The organism is Nonomuraea sp. NPDC003804 (assembly GCF_040610675.1).
GTDB lineage: Bacteria > Actinomycetota > Actinomycetes > Streptosporangiales > Streptosporangiaceae > Nonomuraea.
On record NZ_JBEXMT010000001.1, the window covers coordinates 309,555 to 327,034 of the forward strand.

General features: G+C 71.9%; 19 protein-coding genes and 1 pseudogene. 12 read left to right on the forward strand and 8 right to left on the reverse strand.

Annotation, left to right across the window (positions count from 1 at the left end; all coding sequences use genetic code 11):
• Window positions 1-60: 60 nt before the first annotated feature.
• Window positions 61-729, forward strand: a complete 669-nt coding sequence (locus ABZX22_RS01405) for a FadR/GntR family transcriptional regulator (RefSeq protein WP_354904816.1) — start codon at window positions 61-63, stop codon at window positions 727-729.
• Window positions 730-817: 88 nt separating this feature from the next.
• Entirely contained in the window at window positions 818-1,345 is a 528-nt protein-coding gene (locus ABZX22_RS01410; RefSeq protein ID WP_354904819.1) for a hypothetical protein, read from the forward strand.
• Window positions 1,346-1,486: 141 nt separating this feature from the next.
• Here ABZX22_RS01410 and ABZX22_RS01415 read toward each other — a convergent pair whose 3' ends face one another.
• The 3 genes from ABZX22_RS01415 to ABZX22_RS01425 form a co-directional block, all read right to left on the reverse strand.
• Window positions 1,487-2,698: an alpha/beta hydrolase gene (locus tag ABZX22_RS01415; protein WP_354904821.1), complete on the reverse strand. Its 1,212-nt coding sequence runs from the start codon at window positions 2,696-2,698 to the stop codon at window positions 1,487-1,489.
• Between the two features lie 171 nt (window positions 2,699-2,869).
• Window positions 2,870-3,217, reverse strand: a complete 348-nt coding sequence (locus ABZX22_RS01420; RefSeq protein ID WP_354904824.1) for a transcriptional regulator — start codon at window positions 3,215-3,217, stop codon at window positions 2,870-2,872.
• Entirely contained in the window at window positions 3,217-3,690 is a 474-nt protein-coding gene (locus ABZX22_RS01425; RefSeq protein WP_354904826.1) for a hypothetical protein, read from the reverse strand. Before ABZX22_RS01425 ends, ABZX22_RS01420 begins: the two co-directional genes overlap by 1 nt.
• Before the next feature lie 212 nt (window positions 3,691-3,902).
• On the opposite strand from ABZX22_RS01425, the gene ABZX22_RS01430 reads away from it, so the two are divergent.
• Window positions 3,903-4,394: a DUF2867 domain-containing protein gene (locus tag ABZX22_RS01430; protein ID WP_354904828.1), complete on the forward strand. Its 492-nt coding sequence runs from the start codon at window positions 3,903-3,905 to the stop codon at window positions 4,392-4,394.
• Here ABZX22_RS01430 and ABZX22_RS01435 read toward each other — a convergent pair.
• Both ABZX22_RS01435 and ABZX22_RS01440 read right to left on the reverse strand, forming a co-directional pair.
• Window positions 4,374-4,847, reverse strand: coding sequence for a cupin domain-containing protein (locus ABZX22_RS01435; RefSeq protein ID WP_354904830.1), 474 nt, complete (start codon window positions 4,845-4,847; stop codon window positions 4,374-4,376). The genes ABZX22_RS01430 and ABZX22_RS01435 overlap by 21 nt on opposite strands.
• Window positions 4,848-5,737: 890 nt before the next feature.
• Window positions 5,738-6,241 (reverse strand): heme-binding protein, encoded by a 504-nt coding sequence (locus tag ABZX22_RS01440; RefSeq protein ID WP_354904832.1) that lies wholly within the window; start codon window positions 6,239-6,241, stop codon window positions 5,738-5,740.
• A 271-nt stretch (window positions 6,242-6,512) separates the two neighbouring features.
• On the opposite strand from ABZX22_RS01440, the gene ABZX22_RS01445 reads away from it, so the two are divergent.
• Complete coding sequence (locus ABZX22_RS01445) at window positions 6,513-6,791, forward strand: DUF4031 domain-containing protein (protein ID WP_354904833.1); 279 nt, start codon at window positions 6,513-6,515, stop codon at window positions 6,789-6,791.
• Between the two features lie 300 nt (window positions 6,792-7,091).
• On the opposite strand, the gene ABZX22_RS01450 is transcribed toward ABZX22_RS01445, so the two are convergent.
• Window positions 7,092-7,739, reverse strand: coding sequence for a metal-dependent phosphohydrolase (locus tag ABZX22_RS01450; RefSeq protein WP_354904836.1), 648 nt, complete (start codon window positions 7,737-7,739; stop codon window positions 7,092-7,094).
• A 97-nt stretch (window positions 7,740-7,836) separates the two neighbouring features.
• Complete coding sequence (locus ABZX22_RS01455; RefSeq protein WP_354904837.1) at window positions 7,837-8,460, reverse strand: alpha-ketoglutarate-dependent dioxygenase AlkB; 624 nt, start codon at window positions 8,458-8,460, stop codon at window positions 7,837-7,839.
• 120 nt (window positions 8,461-8,580) lie between these two features.
• Here ABZX22_RS01455 and ABZX22_RS01460 point away from each other — a divergent pair, with 120 nt between their 5' ends.
• The 8 genes from ABZX22_RS01460 (at window position 8,581) to ABZX22_RS01495 (ending at window position 17,165) form a co-directional block, all read left to right on the forward strand.
• On the forward strand, window positions 8,581-8,850 hold the full coding sequence (locus tag ABZX22_RS01460) for a PPC domain-containing protein (protein WP_354904840.1): 270 nt from the start codon (window positions 8,581-8,583) through the stop codon (window positions 8,848-8,850).
• A 109-nt stretch (window positions 8,851-8,959) separates the two neighbouring features.
• Window positions 8,960-10,102 carry an aminotransferase class V-fold PLP-dependent enzyme gene (locus ABZX22_RS01465; RefSeq protein ID WP_354904843.1) on the forward strand — a complete coding sequence of 381 codons (1,143 nt, stop codon included), beginning with the start codon at window positions 8,960-8,962 and terminating at the stop codon, window positions 10,100-10,102.
• Between the two features lie 18 nt (window positions 10,103-10,120).
• Window positions 10,121-11,428 (forward strand): sugar ABC transporter substrate-binding protein, encoded by a 1,308-nt coding sequence (locus ABZX22_RS01470; protein WP_354904845.1) that lies wholly within the window; start codon window positions 10,121-10,123, stop codon window positions 11,426-11,428.
• Entirely contained in the window at window positions 11,425-12,327 is a 903-nt protein-coding gene (locus ABZX22_RS01475) for a sugar ABC transporter permease (protein ID WP_354904847.1), read from the forward strand. Before ABZX22_RS01470 ends, ABZX22_RS01475 begins: the two co-directional genes overlap by 4 nt.
• The gene (locus tag ABZX22_RS01480; RefSeq protein ID WP_354904849.1) at window positions 12,324-13,133 is read left to right on the forward strand and encodes a carbohydrate ABC transporter permease; all 810 of its coding nucleotides are present in this window, start codon (window positions 12,324-12,326) and stop codon (window positions 13,131-13,133) included. Before ABZX22_RS01475 ends, ABZX22_RS01480 begins: the two co-directional genes overlap by 4 nt.
• Window positions 13,134-13,135: 2 nt before the next feature.
• A complete protein-coding gene (locus tag ABZX22_RS01485; protein WP_354904851.1) occupies window positions 13,136-14,842 on the forward strand; it encodes a glycoside hydrolase family 36 protein in 1,707 nt (568 codons plus the stop codon).
• On the forward strand, window positions 14,843-15,871 hold the full coding sequence (locus ABZX22_RS01490) for a LacI family DNA-binding transcriptional regulator (protein ID WP_354904854.1): 1,029 nt from the start codon (window positions 14,843-14,845) through the stop codon (window positions 15,869-15,871).
• A 13-nt stretch (window positions 15,872-15,884) separates the two neighbouring features.
• Window positions 15,885-17,165, forward strand: a complete 1,281-nt coding sequence (locus ABZX22_RS01495) for a hypothetical protein (RefSeq protein ID WP_354904857.1) — start codon at window positions 15,885-15,887, stop codon at window positions 17,163-17,165.
• Here the strand turns inward: ABZX22_RS01495 and ABZX22_RS01500 are convergent.
• Window positions 17,137-17,460 (reverse strand): annotated as a pseudogene (locus tag ABZX22_RS01500) (ATP-binding cassette domain-containing protein); the annotation flags it as partial. The gene ABZX22_RS01495 and the pseudogene ABZX22_RS01500 sit on opposite strands and share 29 nt — an antisense overlap.
• Window positions 17,461-17,480 lie beyond the last annotated feature (20 nt).

The following is a 17,480-nucleotide window of genomic DNA, read 5'->3' on the forward strand; positions in this document are numbered from 1 at the left end:
ACTCTGAGGAGAACTCCGCACTAGAGTTATCAGACATCAGATGTTTAGAGAAGAGGACTGATGCGGAACGTGGGCCGGATCTCGCTTGTCGACGCCGCCATCGCCGAGCTTCGACAGGAGATCGCGAGCGGGGCCTGGCCAGTCGGCGGCAAGATCCCGTCGGAGAGCCAGCTGGCCGCCTCTTTGGGAGTGAGCAGGCTGTCGGTGCGCGAGGCCGTACGGGTGCTCGTGCACGCGGGGTTGCTGACGACCAGGCAGGGCGACGGCACGTACGTGACGGCCAGCGACGAGTCGCAGGTGGCTTTGCGCCGGCGCCTGGACAGGGCGGCCGCCATGGACATCATCGACGTGCGGCGCGGCCTGGACCTGGTGGCGGCGCGGCTGGCGGCCACCAAGCGGACGGACGAGGATCTCGAGCTGATGCGGCAGGCCCTGGCCCGCCGGGCCGAGGCCGGCCGCTCGGTGAACCTGGACGCCTTCGCCGACGCCGACGTCGACTTCCACCTGCTGGTGGCTCAGGCGGCGCACAACCCGGTGCTGGGCGACCTGTACCGGAGCATGAGCGACGCGCTGCGGGACAGCGTGCGCAGCGACCACTGCATGGAGCGGGCGGTGCTGGGCTCGGACACCTCGCACGAGCGGCTGCTGGCGGCGATCGAGGCGGAGGACGCCGCCACGGCGGTGTCGGTGGCCCTGTCCATCCTCGACCAGCAGGAGAAGGACCTGTAGGCCACTCGACGCGCTCCCCCGCGCGGGGGAGCGTTTTCCCTCCGCCGTGGGAGGCCGCCGGTTGGCTTCCCGGCGGAGAGTGGACCGCATGTCCACCCTTGTCGACCGGTACATGCCCGCCCCCGAACACGCCGAGCGGCACTCGATCGTCATCCACGCCTCCCGGGAGCGGGTCTGGGCCGCCCTCCACGACCTGAAGCCGGGCGACATCAGGGCCGCCCGGCCGCTGTTCGCCGCCCGCGACCTCCTCTCCCGCCTGCTCCACGGGCATCCGCAGCGGGACCTGCCGGTGTTCGACGTGCTCGACGAGGTGCCGGGCAGCGAGATCGTGCACGGTGTGGTCGGCCAGTGGTGGCGGCTCGGCGCGGCCGGCACCGTCCCCGTCGCCGACTTCGCCGCCTTCGACCGTCCCGGCTACGCCAAGGCGGTCGTCGGCTTCCACCTGTCCGACCTCGGCCGTGGCCGGATCCTGCTGACGACCGAGACCCGGATGATCACCACCAGCCCCGACGCCCGCCGGGCGATGGCCCGCTACTGGGCGGTGATCAGGCTGGGCAGCGGCTTCGTGCGCCGCGTCATGCTGGCCGCGCTCAAGCGGCGGGCGACGGGCCGATGACCGCGACACGCCGAGCTCGGGCCGGCTGACTCCCGCGCCGGACACCCCCACGCCTGCTCGCCGGGAACCACGCCGGCCGGCGGCGGTCCGGGGCGACGGCCGCGCCCGGTGCCGGTGGTGTGCTGGGCGCCCGGCAGGACGTCAGCGCCAGAACCTCACCTCGGGATAGCGCCGGGAGGGCCGGTCGAGCAGCGGCTGGTGCCGTCCGCCGAGGTGCAGGTCGAAGAAGGCGCCGACGTACCTTCGGGTGATCTCCGCCGCGCGGGCCCCGGACAGCGGCGTGCCGAGGTCGATGCCGCCCTGCTCCAGGAGCAGCGGATAGTCGGTGAAGGACCCGTGGTCGCCACCGTCCACGGTGAGCCAGCGCTTCCAGCCCGTCATGCGCTTCCAGTCACGTCCCCACGTGAAGTCCTGCCCGCCGGGCTCGTGGACCTTCCCCGCGCCCATCATCAGGAACGGGCGGTCGAGCCCCTCGCCGGGGGCCGGGACGAAGAACGGTCCGTCCATGTTGACGCCGGCCCGCACCCGGGAGTCGTTGAGCACGGTCCATGCGGCGCTGCTGCCGCCCAGGGAGTGCCCCGCCACCCCGATCCTGGAGCGGTCGATCAGCTCGCCACCCTTCCAGGCGGGTCGTGGCCCGGTCAGCCGGTCGAGCACGAAGGCGATGTCGGCCTGGCGGCCCCTGGTGGCCTTGTCCCCGAACGTCCAGGCCTCCTTCTCCTGCTCCGCGCAGGCGACGCAGGTCGCGGTGCGGCCGTCGGGAAGGCTCGTGCCGTAGGACTCGTAGGTGTGGTCGATCCCCGCCACGACGTACCCCTTGCTCGCCAGGTCCTCCGCCAGGATCGTCAGCGAGGAGCGGGGCATGGTGAACCCCGGCGACAGCACGACGAGGGGCAGGCTCCGCCGGCGGCCGACCGGCGCGGCGTCGGCGATCGCGTTGGTCCTGGTCCTGCTCAACGTGTCTCCGGGCACGCCGGTGATCTTCTGCCCCTTCAGCAGCAGCGCCGACTCCTCCGCCGTCATGTACGGCGCCCGCCGTCCGGTGGACGTCTTCGCCGGGTACCACAGCGACACCATGAGCCGGCGCGCCTTCTCCTCGGGCACCCACGGGTCCGGGCGGGAGTCGTCCACCAGGTGCAGCGTGGTGGCGCCCACCGCGCGGGGGCCGCTCGGCCTGGGCAGGACACCCGGCGAAGCGGGGGACGGCGAAGCCGGCGAAGCAGACGGCGAGGCAGGGGACGGCGAGGGCGGTTCGGCGGCGCGGGCGAACGCGGTGGCCGTCATGGGGGTCGCCGTGAACGCGAGCAGCGCGATGCCGGCGGCCAGCGCGCCGCGGATGGTCGTCTTTGACATGGTGACCATGCTGGTGGCGGGCGACCGGGGAGCGCCTCGGCCCAAAGATCCATTGTCGGATGCGACTTTGGGAGCGGGCCACCGCGGCGCATCCGCCCCGGATCGGAGGGGTCCCGACCCAGCCCCCACGCCCTGGACCGGTTCTCCCCCGATGTCCCGCCCTACGGGCTCTCAACCCCCGGCTGTGCCGGCGTGGCGTTGGTCGTCCCCCGGGTGCTGTTCCGCCGGCGTCCTGGCGAGTTCGACGATTCGTTCCAGTGCCGCCGCGTGCCGCCGGAAGGCGTGCCGTCCTTCGGAGGTGAGCTGCACGAAGGTGCGCCGCGCCCGCTTGTCCTGCCCCTTGCGGACCGCGACGTACCCGGCGGCGGCCAGCGCGGAGACCTGCTTGGACAGCGCCGAGTCGCTGGTTTCGACCGCGTCCCTGAGGAAACCGAAGTCCACCCAGTCGGCCGGCGCCAGCACCGCGACGATCGACAACCGCGCGGGAACGTGCAGGAACTCGTCGAACAGCGGGTCCATCAGCCGCGCCTACCGTCCTGCACGACGATCCTCTTCATGATCCGGCGAGCCAGGGGAATGATCGCCACGTACGTCACGGCTGACGCGGCACCGGCGACGGTGGCCTGGGACGGCAGTCCATGCGCCGGCACGCCGAACACGAAGAAGGCGACGATCCTGGTGACGGCGAAGACGAGCAGGAGGCCGACCGTCAACGCCACATAGATTCCCACCTCCTCGCTGGTGGCCTTCCTGCGGACGGAGGCCCAGTGCGCGTACACGATGCCGATGCCCGCGTACAGGCCGAACCCGAGCAGAGTGCCGGCGATGGACCACGGGCGAGGGAGGTCGATCGCCGCGAACCCGGCGAAGATGCCGAGCGCCGAGACGACCACATAGGGCAGCGGGAACATCTGGCGGACGATCGCGTCGCGGGTCTTGTCCTGGAGGCGCCGGATGTCGTCGAGCGAGGACTGGGCGTTCTGAGGGTCCATGGGCCTTCCCTGATGTCGACTGTTTTCCTCTCAGGAAAGTAGCACCTGTTTTCCTCATAGGAAAGTAGTCAGCGGCTGTGCGCCTGGCGATCCTCCGCAGGGCCTACTCGGTGGCCACCCGCCCGCCGTACCGGCCCGAGCCGCCCGCCCGAACGGGCCACCAGCCCGGATGTAACATAATTCTAGAGGACACTCTCTAAAAAGGAGGATGCATGGGCACCGACTTCGCCGCCTTGCGCGCCCTGACCGACTCCGGCGACTTCACCGACACGCTGCCGGTCCCCGCCCGGGGGAACCTGCGCGAGTTCGTCGCGGGCGCGCTCGGATGGGAACCCGGCGGGCTGCGGCTCCTGTACCGGATGCGGGGCGTGTTCGCGCGGATGCTGCGCACGGCCCACCCGGACGTCCAGCCGGGATCGGGCGGCATGCGGCCCGAGGACATCCCGTTCACGCCGGGCCGCAGGATCGGGTTCTTCCGAGTCGTCGAAGGCGTCGAGGACCGGCACCTGCTGCTGGAGGCGAGCGACTCGCACCTGGCCGCCTACCTGGCGATCGTCTCCGACGGAGACGACCGCTTCCGGATGGTGACCGTGATCAGGTATCTGCACTGGACCGGCCGGCTCTACTTCGCCGTCATCCGGCCCTTCCACTGGATCGTGGTACGCGGCATGGCGCGGGCGGGCTCAGCCGTCCAGGGGCGGTAACGGGCCGAGCGTGGTCACACCGTACGTCGCGTCGAGGGCGCGCATGCTCTCCTCCGGGAGGTCACCCGCCTCGGCACGACGGTGGATGTCGCGGAAGAACCCCTCGGTGCCACCGGGCACGAAGATCGTCAGCTTGCGGCCTCCCGAGGGGCCCGCACGCAGGCCGTGCGGGCATCCCGGTGGCACGAACACCACCGCGCCCGCCTCGGCCGACAACCACCGCCCCGCCACGTGATAGTCGTAGTGCCCCTCCAGGATGTACCAGAGCTCCGCGACCTCGTGGGTGTGCAGCACGGTCGAGAAGCCGGGCGGATCCGTGCTCTCCAGCATGCCCATCGCGCCCCCCGTGAGCTCGCTGGACGCCTTGATCCGCATGGGCGTGAGCTGCGGGGTGGCGGCGGCCTCGCCCTCTCCTGCGGACAGCAGGTACGGCTGCGCGAGATCGCCCGTCATGACGCGACCGGACGCTCGTGCGGGCCGCCCGCGACCGCATCGCGGCTCCGGCACGCCCCGGCATGATCCGCCGCCCGGAAATCCGCCATCGGCCGGGAATTCGACATCGACCGGGAATTCGACATCGACCGGGAATCCACCATCGGCCGAGGGCCCGCCGCCGGCCGGGAATCCGCCATCGGCCGGGAGTTCGACATCGGCCAGGGATCCGCCGACCAGGAATCCGCCGATTGAGGATTCACCGCCGGCCAGGGATCCGCCGGTCGGGGATACAGGAACCTACGGAGCGTGGCCGTCGGCCGGGTCCGCGACTCCACGCGGGCCGGCGACAAGGGGGAATCGCGGCGCGACGGCCCATCGCATGAGAAAACGTGCATCAGGTGACCTCCGGCCCCCCACGATTCCCGACAGGACGATCCGGCGGCCTCCCTCGCACGGGATTTCGCTGGTGATCTTCATCACCCTCCTGCGGCATGTCGTGCGGCCGCCCCGGCAACAGGAACACGCGGCCGAACAGACCGACCCATCTCCGTGCGGCCTGGATTCAGGGGTGGTCCCGACGCCGGTCTCGGCGCGGCCGGATCCGAGGCTGGCTCCGACGATCGTCACGGCGTGACCCGGTCCGAGGTCGTTCCCGATTCCGATCTCGCCGGGGCCGGGGTCGAGGGTTGGCCCCGAGTCGCGTGCCGGGGCGCCGTTACGAGCCCGGGCCACGCGCGATCGAGGAGCGTATCCCTGGACAGCACCAGCCCCGCGCCCTCGGGTGGCGCGGGGGACGGCGTGCCGTACCGGATGGTCGGCCGCACCCGCTGACCTGAGGAGCGGGGGCCACCCCAGGTCAGCGGGTCGGGTCAGTGGGTCGGCGGGTCGGCGGGCAGCAGTGGAGCGGGTCAGCCGAGGCCCTGGACGGCCTTGAGGCCGGCCTGGGCGAGGGCCTCGTCGATGTCGCCGGAGGGTGCGCCGCCGACGCCGATGCCCGCGATCGGGGCGCCGTCGACCGCCACGGGGATGCCGCCGCCGAGGAGGAGCGTGCCGGGGATGGCCGCCAGCGCCTGGTTCTTCGACAGCGCGCTGGTCGCCTGGCCGAAGCTCACCGCGGTGAACGCCTTGCGCCTGGCCGACTCCTCCGTCTGCGGACCGGCGCCGTCACCCTTGAGGATCAGGCGGGTGGCGCCGGAGCGGTCCACGATCGCGACGGTCACGCGCTGCTTCTGCTTGGCCGCCTCCTTCTGCACCGCGTCGGCGATCTTCAGGGCGGCGTCGGCGGACAGCACCTTGGTCTCGACGACGGCCGGGTCCGCGGCCGCGGCCCGCGCGACCTGGGTGGTGGCCAGGCCGCTGGTGAGAGCGATGGCGGCGACGGCTCCAGCGACCAGGCGGGTACGGATCTTCATGGTGTCGGTTCTCCAGGTCGGAACGGCTTGACGTGTTCCAGGTTGCCGTCGCGGCCTGCCGGGGCCATCAGGGGTCTGGATGAACCTCCCATCAACCGATCGGTTGATGCCATCGCCCGCGGAGCGGCCCACCGCCTGATCCGCGGTGGGTGGGTCTCCTGCCGCGGGGTGGGGCCGGCGCGCGGTTCGAGCTGGTCCAGCCCCAAGGACTGGCGGAAGTGCCGCGGTTTCGGGGCGCCGCCTCACGGCGGGTGGCTTTACGCTTGACGGCGTGACGGTGCTGATCGATCCCCCGAACTGGCCCGGCCCCCGGGGGCTGCTGTGGTCCCATCTGGTCAGCGACCGCTCGCTGGAGGAACTGCACGAGTTCGCGGAGCTGCTGGGGGTGCCGGCGCGGGCCTTCGACAGGGACCACTACGACGTGCCGGAGACCGTGCACTCGCGGGCCGTCGCGCTGGGCGCCGAGCCGGTCAGCTCCAGGGAACTGCTGGCCCGCCTCATCGCCGCCGGCCTGCGCCACCGCAGGCGCCGCTCCCCGGAACCCCGCTAACTCAGGACGATACACGCGACAAGCCGGGCCCGCCGACGCCACTGACCACAGGACGACGGCACACCCCACGCGAGACCAGCGAGGGTACGCCGACGCCGCTGACCGCGGGACAACAGCACTCACTGCGCGAGACCAGCCAGGCCCGCCGACGCCGCTGACCGCAGGACGACGGCACACCCTTCACGAGACCAGCCGGGGCACGCGAAGCCGCCTGATCGCGGGGCGGTGGCGGCCCGGGCGGCTGGGATCCGTCCGTGACTGCGTTGACCGCAGGGTGGCGCACGAGAAGACCGGCGGGGCTCAGGCTTCGAGGGTGGCGAGTTCGGCGGTCATGTTGGCGCGGGCCCTCGCCTCCCACAGGTCGTGGGCGAGCGGCGTGCGGTAGAGCCGGGGCGCGTCCATCAGCCTGCGCAGCACCTGGGCCCGGCCGGGCCGGAACAGTTCGTCGGGCACGTGCGCGTACTCCTGCCTGACGGCCCGCGCGTATGCCGCGTAGTCGTCGCCGGCGAGGACGGCGAGGTCGGCGTCGCACAGCACCGCCCCGTTCGCGTCCCGGCCGCGCCCAGGCGAGGAGGGGGGCTCGGTGGTGTAGTCGGGGTCGTGCGTGGCGGTGAGGCGGACGAGCCTGGCCACCTCGGCCACCCGAGCCTGCGGCAGACCGCATCTCGGCAGCCGGGACTGGGCCAGCTGGGCGCTGCGTTCCTCGTCCGAGCCGGCCTTGCCCTCGTACACCGCGTCGTGGAACCACGCGGCCAGCCGTACCGCGTCGGCGTCGCCGGCAAGGTGCGCCAGCGTGTCGACGGCGCGCAGGACCGCCCGCAGGTGGTCGAGGGTGTGGTACCGGCGATGCGGCTCGGCCCATCGGGCGACCAGCTCGGCGCCCGTGGCCGCGGCGGCGGGCGACGGCCCCACGAGCGTGATCCAACCTGCGGTCAGGGTATGTGGCACGAGCCGAGCGTACTGATCGGGCGCGAGGTCGGCGGACGCCCCGGGGCCGGAACCGGATGCCGGCGCACGAGCCGACCTGACTGGTCCGGCGCGAAGGTCAGCGGACGCCCCGGGGGCGGAACTGGATGCTGACGCGCGGCCCGACCGGGCGGGCCGTCTTCGGGATCGCGTGCTCCCAGGTGCGCTGGCAGCTGCCGCCCATCACCAGGAGATCGCCGTGGCCGAGCTCGTGCCGCACGGTCGCGCCGCCACCACCGCGGGGCCGCAGCATGAGGGCCCGCGGGGCGCCGACGGAGACGATGGCCACCATGGTGTCCTCGGTGCTGCCCCGCCCGATGGTGTCGCCGTGCCAGGCCACGCTGTCGCGGCCGTCGCGGTAGAAGCACAGGCCCGCCGTGGCGAACGGCTCGCCGAGCTCGGCGCCGTAGTGGGCGTCGAGCGCTGCCCTGGCCTCGTCCAGCACCGGGTCGGGCAGCTCCTGCCCCTCCTCGTAGAAGGCCAGCAGGCGGGGCACGTCGACCACCCGGTCGTACATGTGGCGCCGCTCGGCGCGCCATCGCACTCCGGTGATCAGCCGGTCGAGCAGGGCGTCGGCGCCGCCGATCCAGCCGGGCCTGAGGTCGATCCAGGCACCGTGGCCCAGGTCGACGCGCCTGACCGTGGATCCGAGCGGCCCGGGGCCTTCGGCGGCGAACAGGTCGAGCAGCGAAGCCTGAAACATGTGTTCGAGTATAGGTTGTGACCGCCCTTCCCGCGCTCCACCCCCCAGGAGTGGCGATGAGAATCGCGCGAACCCTGTCGAAGGCGACCGTGGTCGCCCTGACGCTCAGCCTGGCGACCGGTGCACACCAACCAGAACCACGCCTACTTCTACCTGTGGATCGCGGCGGGCGTGAGCAGGCTGAAGGTCACCTCCTCCGGCGGCACCGGCAACGCCGACCTGTACGTCAGGCGGAGCGGGTGGGCGACCACCTCTTCCTATGACGCGAGGTCGACCGGCTCCGGCACGGCCGAGAGCCTGGTGGCCGACGTCCAGCCGAACAGCTGGAACCACGTCAGCCTCTACGGCGTGACGGACTTCAGCGGTGTCACGCTGACCACCGAGTACTGAGAAAGCATCGGGCGCGCACGGGGCCTTCCCGGCGCGCCCGAAATACCCTATATTGAACGCTCATATCCACCCCCCACCCCCGGAGTCCCCCATGGCACGCCTTGTTGATATGAACGTTCAACTCGCGCGCTACCTGGGTCGATTCGACGAGCTGCCCGGCTATCTCGACTTCGCCAGGGTCGGCCCGATCTCACACGACGTCGCCATGACCCTGGTCGAGGCGGCCCGCGCGAGCAGGGGCGAGCGGGCGGTGGACACGCTGGCCGCCCGGCTCGAGGAGGCGCGGCGGAACACCGCCGGCTTCCTGCGGGCCGCGCCGCACGAGGTCGCCTTCGTCTCCTCGACCAGCCACGCGCTGTTCGCGGCGGCAGCCGCCCTCCAGGGCGGCACGGTGCTGGTGCGCCGCGGCGAGTTCCCCGCCAACGTCTATCCGTGGCTGCGCCTGCAGGATCGCGGCGGGCCACGCGTGCGGTGGATCGACGCCCCCCGGGTGACCCCCGAGGTCGTGGCCGCCCACCTCACCGCCGACGTCAGGGCGCTGGCGGTCAGCGCCGTGGACGCGCTGACCGGCCATCGGCCCCCGCTCGGCGCGCTCAAGGAGGTCCTCGGCCGCGACCGGGTCCTGGTCGTGGACGCCATCCAGGGCCTGGGCGCCTTTCCCCTGGAGGTCGAGGCGGCCGACGTCCTGGCCTCCGGCGGCCAGAAATGGCTCAGGGCGGGGTGGGGCGCCGCCGCCCTGCTCGTCCGCGACCGGGTCTCGGGCCACCTCTCCCCCGGCATCGGCGGCTGGTCCGGCGTCCGCGAACCCCTGGCGGAACAGGCCCCCGCACCCGCCCCGGACGGCACGAGCGGCCATCCACGCGAGCCGCTCCCCGGCGCGGCGGCGCACACCATGACCAACCCCGACTACCCGGCCGTCGCCGCGTTCGGCGTCGCCCTCGATCTCGTCACCACCGTAGGCGTCGATGCCATCGCCACCAGGCTCGCCGACACCCTCGACGCCCTCCTGGACACCGCCAGAGCCGCAGGTGCGGAGATCCCGCACGACGACCTGCCCCCTGAGGAGCGCGGCGGCATCGCCTGCTTCCGCCTCCCCGGGCACGATCCCGCGGACGTCCATGCCGCCCTCACGCGAGCAGGGCTCACCACCACCCTGCGCGGCCCATGGATCCGGCTGTCCCCCCACGCCACCACCCCCAGCCAGGCCGTGGACCGCCTGGCCGAGGGACTGCGTACCACACGCAGGCCCTGACCCCCCGAAAGGAAAGAAATGATCAACCGTCGCGCGGCCCTGGCCGTCGTCCTCACCGGAGCACTCGCCGCGGCCTGCGGCTCCTCCCCCGACGCGGCGCAGAACGGCCCCGTCACGATCACCGTCTGGTCGTGGAAGCCCGCCAGTGAGGGCTTGGCCGCCGTGGCCAAGGACTTCGAGAAGGCCAACCCGAACATCAAGGTCAACGTCCAGGCGATCGGCAACCCCGCCATCTGGGACAAGATCACCGTCGGCATGGCCTCCGGCGGCAAGGGCCTGGGAGACGTGCTGCACATCGGCATCGACTACCTGCCCGGCTACATGGACAAGTTCCCCGGCGGCCTCGCCGACCTGCGCAAGCTGGGCGCCGACAAGTACAAGGACGCCTTCGCCAAGGGGCTGTGGCCGACGGTGACCGGCAAGGACGGCGGCGTCTACGCGATGCCGTGGGAGGTCAACCCGGTCGGCTTCTTCTACCGCAAGGACCTGTTCGACAAGGCGGGCCTCGACGCGGAGAAGATCACCACGTGGGACGAGGCGATCGAGGCGGGCAAGAAGCTGAAGGAGAAGACCGGCGCCTTCCTCCTCGGCCTCAACAAGCCGGCCGCCGGCAACGTCGACATGGACCTGTACCAGTCGCTGCTCCAGCAGCAGGGCGCCTTCTACTTCAACCGGGAGGGCGAGGTCACGCTCGGCTCCGCGCCCGCCGTCCAAGCCATGACCCTGCTCAAGAAGATGAACGACGCGGGGATCATCGCCGACACCTCCGGCGAGGGCACGGCCAAGCAGATGATCAGCGACGGCAAGCTGGCCGTGCTGCCCTGGGCGGCCTGGGCCGTCAGCTACATCCCCGAGATGCGTCCCGAGCAGAAGGGCCTGTGGCGGGTCATGCAGCCGCCGGCCGTGACGCCGGGCGGCAAGCGCGCCGCGATCGTCAACTCCACTCACCTGTCGGTGTCGGGCACCAGCACGCACCAGAAGGAGGCGTACGCGTTCGTCGAGTACGCGCTGACCAAGCCCGAGGTGATCAACAAGGTCTTCACGGAGGGCGGCGTGTTCCCGGCGCTGACCGCGGCCTACTCCGACCCCAGGTTCACCGCGCCCCAGCCGTACTTCGGCGACCAGCCCGCGCTCAAGACGTTCGTCGACGCGCTCACCGAGGGCGCCGACGCCACCTACTACTCCGGCGACTACGCCAGGGCGCTGAAGCTCGCCAGTGACGCGCAGACGAAGGTGCTGCTCAAGGGCGCCGACCCGGCCGCGGCGCTGACCGAGGCCGCCACGCAGCTGGCCCAGCAGACCAACAGGAAGCCGGCCGCCGGATGACGCTCACCCTGTCCAGGCCGCGGGAGCGGGCACGGAGCAGGCGGTCGTTCGTCACCCGGCGCAACGTTCCCTACCTGCTGATCGTGCCCGCGCTCGCCGGCTTCCTGGTCTTCAAGGCGTATCCGATCCTCGCCGCGATGTACATCAGCCTGACCACCGGCGCGGGCGCGGCCCGCACCTTCGTCGGGCTCGACAACTACGTCCGGCTGGTGAACGACCCGCTGTTCTGGACCGCGCTCTGGAACACCGGGCTGATCCTGGTCGTCCAGGTGCCGATCATGCTGTTCCTCGCGCTGCTGCTGGCGCTCGGACTCAACTCCGCCTCCGTCCGGCTCCGCGGCCTGTGGCGGCTCGGCGTCTTCATGCCGAGCCTGACCGGACTGGTCGCCTACGGCGTGATGTTCTCGGTGATCCTGCGCAAGGACGCGGGCCTGCTCAACTGGCTGCTCAGCTTCTTCGGCGTGACGCCCATCGACTGGCTGGGCAGCCCCTTCTGGGCCCGCATCTCCATCGTCATCGCCCTGACCTGGCACTACACCGGGTACAACGCGGTGATCTACCTGGCCGGGCTGCAGAGCATCTCCAAGGACCTGTACGAGGCGGCGATGGTGGACGGCGCGGGCCCGGTCCGCCGGTTCTGGTCGATCACGGTGCCGCAGCTGCGGCCGATCCTGGCGCTGACCGTGGTGCTGTCGACGATCGGGACGCTGCAGCTGTTCGACGAGCCGCTCGTGCTGACCGGCGGAGGGCCCGACAACTCCACGCTGACGATCTCCCTTTACCTGTACCTGAACGGCTTCCGCTACTTCGACTTCGGTTACGCCGCGGCGATCGCCTACGCCCTGACGTTGATCGTGGCCGCGTTCGGCATCGCACAGATGAGGTTGCAGAAGACATGAAAGGCTGGACGCTGACTTTCGTGCTGGCCGTGGTGTTCGGGCTGTGCGTCGGCCCGTTCTACTGGCTGGCCATGGCCGCCACCCACGCCAACGCCGACATCTTCTCCTGGCCGCCGAAGTTCTACCCGGGCGACCAGCTCATGGCGAACACGGCCAAGCTGGAGGAGTCGATCGGGCTGGTCACCGTGCTGGGCAACACCCTGTACGTGGCGGTGGTGCAGACCGCGGGCGCGATCGTGGTGTCGCTGCTGGCGGGTTACGCCTTCGCCAAGTTCACCTTCAAGGGCCGCAACCTGCTGTTCGTGCTGCTGCTGTCGACGCTCGTCATTCCCAGCGGCGTCACCATCATCCCGATCTTCGAGATGATGAACGACATCGGCCTGATCGACAGCTATCCGGCGCTGATCCTGCCCAGCCTGTCGGTGCCGTTCGGCATCTTCCTGACGCGTCAGTCGCTGCTGGCCATACCGGACGAGCTGCTGGACGCCGCCCGGATCGACGGCGCGGGCGAGCTGCGGGTGCTGTGGCGGGTGGTGGTCCCGGTGATGCGGCCGGTCCTGGCGGCGCTGGCGGTCTTCCTGTTCCTCGGCGCGTGGAACGACTTCCTGTGGCCGCTGATCGCGATGCGCACGCCCGAGATGTACACCCTGCCCGTGGCCCTCGCCAGCCTGCTGGGGCTGGCCCAGACCGACTTCGGCCAAATCATGGTGGGCACGGCGATCTCCTCGCTGCCCATGATGATCCTCTTCCTGATTCTCCAAAGACAGTTCATCTCCGGCCTGCTGGCCGGTGCCACGAAGGGATAGACATGCAGATCTGGGGGCCGCACGCGCTCGACGAGACGACCGTGGTTCACGCGGGCGGGGTCGAGGTGGCGGTGGCGGGGACCACCGGCGTCACCGTGACGCCGCTCGGCGAGGGGGTGTGGCTGATCGACGCCCCCGAGGCGACGGCGGCGCAGTGGAGGGTGCCGTGCGTGAGCACGGCCGCCTTCTGGACGCCGGGCAGCGGCACCCGCTGGGTGCCGCCGATCTGGGCCGCGCCGCTGACGGCCAGGCTGACCACGGGCTCCCCGGTCGTGAGCCTGGTCGGTACGGCATGCGCCAACGTGTGCACGGCGGCGCTGGCCGAGACGGTGGCGCAGGTCAGCTTCACCGGCGGGCTGATCGAGGAGACCGGCGAGTTCGTCTTCACCCTCCAGGGCGACGGGCTGCGGATCAGGCTCGACGTGTCGGAGCGGCCCTACTCGGCCGCGCTGGCCGACGTGGCGGCCTGGTGGCAGGAAGGCCGCGAGCTGCCGCCGACGCCCCTCCAGGCGCGGCTGCCTGCCTACTCGACGTGGTACAGCATGCACCAGGAGGTCACCGAGGAGACGGTGGAGGTGCAGGCGCGGCTGGCCAGGCGGATCGGCTGCGAGACGATCATCGTGGACGACGGCTGGCAGACCGCCGACCGGGCGCGCGGCTACGCCTTCTGCGGTGACTGGGAGCCCAACCCGGCCGCCTTCCCCGACATCGCGGGCCATGTGCGCAGGGTGCGCGACAACGGCATGGCCTACCTGCTGTGGTACGCGCTGCCGTTCGTCGGCAAGCACAACGCGGCCTTCGAGCACTTCGAGGGCAGGTTCCTGCGCTACCTGGACCACATGGACGCGGCCGTGCTCGACCCGCGCCACCCCGAGGTGCGCGAGTTCCTCATCGGCAGGCTCGCCCAGGCGGTCGAGCGGTGGGGCATGGACGGGCTGAAGATCGACTTCGTGGACCGGTTCGCCACGCCGGGCGGCGATCCCGCCCCGAGTGACGGCGCCGACTGCGTGGAGGTCGACGAGGGGGTGCGGCGGCTGCTGCACGACCTCGACGCGCGGCTCCGCCGGACGCGGCCGGACGTGCTGATCGAGCACCGCCAGCCGTACACGGGGCCGGGCCTGTGGCCGTACGCGAACATGGTGCGCGCGATGGACTGCCCGCTCAGCCCGCAGGAGAACCGGCAGCGCACGGTCGACCTGCGGCTGATCGCCGGACCTGTCGCCGTGCACTCGGACATGATCCTGTGGCACCCGGACGAGCCGGCCGAGCAGGTGGCCGTGCACCTGATCAACGCGCTGTTCTCGGTGCCGCAGGTGTCGGTCGACCTGGCCGCCCAGCGGCCCGACCAGCTGGCCGCCGTCGAGTTCTGGCTGGGCGTCTTCCGCACCCACCTGGACACCCTGCAACTCGGCGCCCTGGAGCCGGCGCAGCCCGAGCACGGCTACCCCCTCGTGCGGGCCTACGATGGGGACACCACGATCATCGCCCGCTACGCCGCGCTCCCCGTGGACGTTCCGGCCACGGGTGAGGTGCTGGTCGCCAACGCCGACTCCGACCCCCGGGTGGTCCTCTACGGCGAGGGCGAGGCGAGCGCCGAGGTCTTCGACTGCGGCGGCACGCTCGTCAGCGCCGACAGGCTGCGGTTCGACGCGGGTGCGAGGCTGGTCGAGGTGCCCATGGGCGGTCTGCTCAAGCTGAGGAGAGACTGAGTGGCGACACGTCGGCCGCGCGAGCGCGGGGTCACCATCGAGGACGTCGCGCGCGCGGCCGGCGTGTCGCGTCAGACGATCTCCAACGCGCTCAACGCCCCGCACCGGCTGAAGGCGGAGACGCTGGAGCGGGTGACCGCGCTGATCGAGGAGCTCGGCTACCGTCCGGACCAGTCGGCGCGCAGCCTCAAGTCGGGCACCAGGCGGATCATCGCCTACCCGACGCCGGTCGACGACCCGGCCAACCCCAACCCGCTGATGGGCGGCTTCCTCGAGGCCGTCGTGTCCGCGGCGGGCGAGTCCGGCTACCGGATCCTTCTGGTACGGCCGCGCCCGGACCAGAGCCAGGAGCAGGCGCTGGACGAGCTGCTCGCCGCGCGGACCGTGGACGGCTTCCTGCTGTCCGACATACTGCGCGATGACCCCCGGGTCGCCTACCTGACCGCCGAGGGCTTCCCCTTCGCGGCCTTCGGCAGGACCGAGCCCGGGCAGCCGCAGGCGTGGGTGGACGTCGACAGCGTCCAGGCGGTGGTCGACCTGGTCGGCCTGCTGGCGGACAGGGGGCATGGCGAGGTCGCCTTCCTGGCCTCCTCCAGCGGGCAGCCGTGGATGGACGACCGGCGCGACGGCTTCCGCGCCGGCGTGCGGCGCCACGGCCTGCGGGGCCGGGAGTTCGCCGTGCCGGGTGACGAGCCCGCGCGGGTCGTCGCGGCCACCCGCGAGCTGCTGGCGGGCGCCGACCGCCCGACCGCGATCGTGGCCGGGGGCGACTGGCTCGCGCTCGGCGTCTACGCCGCCGCCAGGGCCGAGGGTATGGAGATCGGCCGCGACGTGGCCCTCGTCGCCTTCGACGACCTGCCGGTGACCGCGTTCCTGCAGCCGGCGCTGACCACGGTGCGGCTGCCGCTGCGGCGGATCGCCGAGGCGCTGGTCAGCCGGCTGCTGCGGATCATCGAGGACGGCGTCACTCCCCCGTCCGGGCTCCTGCTCCCCGGCGAGCTGGTGGTCCGGCCCAGTCTCGGACCCTGATCGGAAGGCTTTCATGCGTATCGACTCCTCGAACGAGGAGCTGGTGGCGATGTTCGAGTGGGCGTGCGACCGGGCGCTGCGCTGGGCGCACCCGGCCGGATCGCGCGGCCCGGTCGACGTGGACGAGCGGCGGCCGGAAGGCACCGGCGAGGGCGTCTACCTGGCCTCGTACTGGGCGGGCTACGCCCACCGCAGCGGCTTCTACCTGCGCGACTTCGTCCACCAGCTCCCCGGCGCCCACCTGCTCGGCCTGCACGAGGCCAACCTCACGATGCTGCGCCTGTTCGCCGCCTCGGCCACCGAGGAGCACGGCCGCCGCCCGGTGTGGGCGTTCAACTTCGACGGTTCCTACCTGGCGATCGACTATCGCGGGCCCGGCGACTTCGTCAGGGAGGTCCCCGCGGTGTACGAGCTGGTGGAGGCGGGCGCCGTCGGCCACCGCTGGACGGGCGAGCGGGCCTACGTCGACGACCCGGTGCTGTGGGACTACTACCGGCACGCGATCGAGCTGCCGCCCACCGCGATGGGCACCAGCATCTTCGAGGGCACCGCCTCCTACAACGAGCTGGAGGGCGAGCCGCTGGCGGTGGCGGGTGACGGGGTGGCCGCGCGGTACGCGGCCTTCCTGGCCATGGCCGAGCTGTCGCGGGCGCGCGGGCTGGACGGCGACGACTACCTGCGGCGGGCCGCCGAGCTGCGCGACTGGTTCGCCGCCGAGTGGACGGACGTGCGCGGCTTCACCGCCGACGGCCGCCCCGTCACCGGCTGGGGCAGGGAGAGCAGCTGGTTCCCCGCGCTGAAGGGCCTGTCCGCCGACACCGGGCTCCTCGACACGATCGAGGCCCAGGCCGGCGGCCCTGGCAGGCCCCACAACATCGAGGCGTGGACCTACCTGCCTGACACGTTCTTCCGCGCCGGCAGGCCGGAGACCGCCTGGCGGTGGATGCGGGAGATCTATGCCGCCCGCGAGGAGGAGCACGTCGCGGGCGGGCGCAACGGCGACTACCCGGAGGTGTCGTTCACGCTGGTCAGCCAGGTGGTCGAGGGCCTGCTCGGCGTGCGGCCGAACGGCGCGGCCATCGCCACGGAGCCGGCGCTGCCCGCGGGGATCGACTGGCTGTCGGTCTCGGGCATCCCCGTCGGCGGCGGCAGCGTGGCGGTGCGCCACGAGGGCGGCACCACCACGCTCAGCAACCTGTCGGACCACGTGACCTACACCTGGACGGCAGGCGGGCAGGTCCAGCGGGTGCCGCCGGGCGCCACGCTCACAGCACGTCCGACAGGAACTGCTTGAGCCGGGGGCTGACCGGCGCCTCGAAGATCCGCGCCGGCGGCCCCGCCTCCACCGACACCCCCTCGTCGAGGAAGAGCACGGTGTCGGCCGCCTCGCGGGCGAAGCCCATCTCGTGGGTGACGACCACCATGGTCATGCCCTCGCGCGACAACTCGGCCATCAGCCCCAGCACGCCCTTGACCAGTTCGGGGTCGAGGGCGGAGGTGGCCTCGTCGAAGAGCATCACCTCCGGCTCCATCGCCAGCGCCCTGGCGATGGCGGCCCGCTGCTGCTGGCCGCCCGACAGGTGCCCGGGGCGCGCGTCCGAAGCAGGAA